Below are 1600 nucleotides of genomic sequence, written 5' to 3'. Positions count from 1 at the left end.
GTGACGAACACCTCGCCACCATCGCGCAGATCGCCGGCATAGTCGGCGGCGTCCCGGATCATCGCCAGCGCGGCGGTTGAGCTGGCCTGAGCCCGCCCGAAGGTCAGCCCCGATGCCCAGGAGCGGAAATCCCGGTGCTCGAACACATGGGTGCCGGCGATGGCATAGATGCGGTGCGGCGGCAGGCCGGAGGACGGGCGGGATTCCAGCGCCACGGCGGCGAAGCCCGAATGGCGGTCCGCGTAAAGCCGCAGCGGGCGGTAATCCGGCAGTTCCGCCTCCAGCCCGGGATGGTCGAGGAAAGGCGGCGCATCACCCTTTCCGTGCCGCACGTCATAGGCGATGTCGGCCGCCTTCACCGTCGCCTCATCCACGCGCCAAAGCGAGCGGATGGCCGAGCGGCGGTCCAGCAGCACGGCGGAAGCGTCCTCGCCGGAAAGGTAGATGGTCTGGGGGTTGCCTTCCGGCGCCGGCAGGTCGCGCAGGTTGCGCAGATGCAGCTCGACCCGCCAGGGCTTGCCCCGCCCGCCGGGACGGACCTGTACGTCGCGCTTCGCCAGGATCTCCCGCGCGAAGGGCAGCAACTCGTCCAGGGACAGGCTCAGGTCGCGGCCGGGCGCGCCGGCGATGCCGGCGCTGCTGCCATCGCACCGCGCCAGCTGCTCCGAGGCGGCGCCTGCTCGCGGGTCGAGTGGTGCATCGGGCTGGGCCCGCGCGGGATGGCCGGCCTGCAACAGAATGAGGCCCAGCACCAGGCCCAACGCGGCTCCGTGCTTTGCTCGCAGCGGCATCAGGATGGGAGGTCCGGCATCATGGGCGGAAAACACACCCCGATTGTGGCCGGATTATCCTGACGAATCGGGCAATGGAGGCGGTGGGCGCTGCCTCAGTCGCCGAAGCGGTTGGAGCGCGGGAAGCCGTTCGGCGGCTGCCGCCCGGCGCCGGCCCGGTTGCCGCGCCATGCGGTGAGGTCGGTTTCCAGCCGCACGCGGTCGCCGATGCGCCAGCTCAGGCCGGTCTTGCCGTCGAACACCTTTACATCGGCCATGCCGCCATCCTTGTAGCCCTGCAGCGTCACGCCACGGCCACGCATCATCTCCGGCACCTGCTCCAGCGGGAAGACCAGCAGCTTGCGGTTCTCGCCGATCACCGCGATCGTGTCGCCATCCACGGGCACGCAGACGGCCGCCTCCACGGGCGCGTCCACCATCAGCACCTGCTTGCCGGTGCGCTTCTCGGCCACCAGATCCTCCGACTTCACCACGAAGCCGCGCCCCTCGGTGGAGGCGACAAGGTATTTCCGCCCTTCCGACCAGACGAACAGGTCCACCACGTCATCCTCGTTGGTGAGGTCCACCATCAGCCGCACCGGCTGGCCATCGCCGCGGCCGCGCGGCAGCGCCTCGGCCTTGATGGTGAAGCTCTTGCCGTTGGTGGCGAACAGGCACAGCCGGTCGGCGGTGTTGGCATGCAGCGCGATGCGCAGCGAATCGCCTTCCTTGAACTTGTGTTCCGTTTCCAGCGGCACATGGCCCTTCAGTGCGCGGATCCAGCCCTTCTGCGACAGGATCACTGTCACCGGCTCGCGCTCCACGAAGGC

Annotated in this window: 2 protein-coding genes; both read right to left on the bottom strand. The window is 69.4% G+C overall.

The window, feature by feature from the left end:
- The coding region (locus Q4F04_RS15900; RefSeq protein ID WP_303370757.1) for a hypothetical protein at positions 1-761 on the bottom strand (761 nt) is incomplete at its 3' end.
- A 125-nt stretch (positions 762-886) separates the two neighbouring features.
- A partial coding sequence (locus Q4F04_RS15895; protein ID WP_303370756.1) for a DNA gyrase C-terminal beta-propeller domain-containing protein occupies positions 887-1600 on the bottom strand: 714 nt, incomplete at its 5' end.

Origin of the sequence: Paracoccus sp. (in: a-proteobacteria) (genome assembly GCF_030536915.1) — a bacterium.
GTDB lineage: Bacteria > Pseudomonadota > Alphaproteobacteria > Rhodobacterales > Rhodobacteraceae > Paracoccus.
Note: the sequence above shows the minus strand (reverse complement) of the source record. Positions and strands in the feature narration are given on the sequence as shown.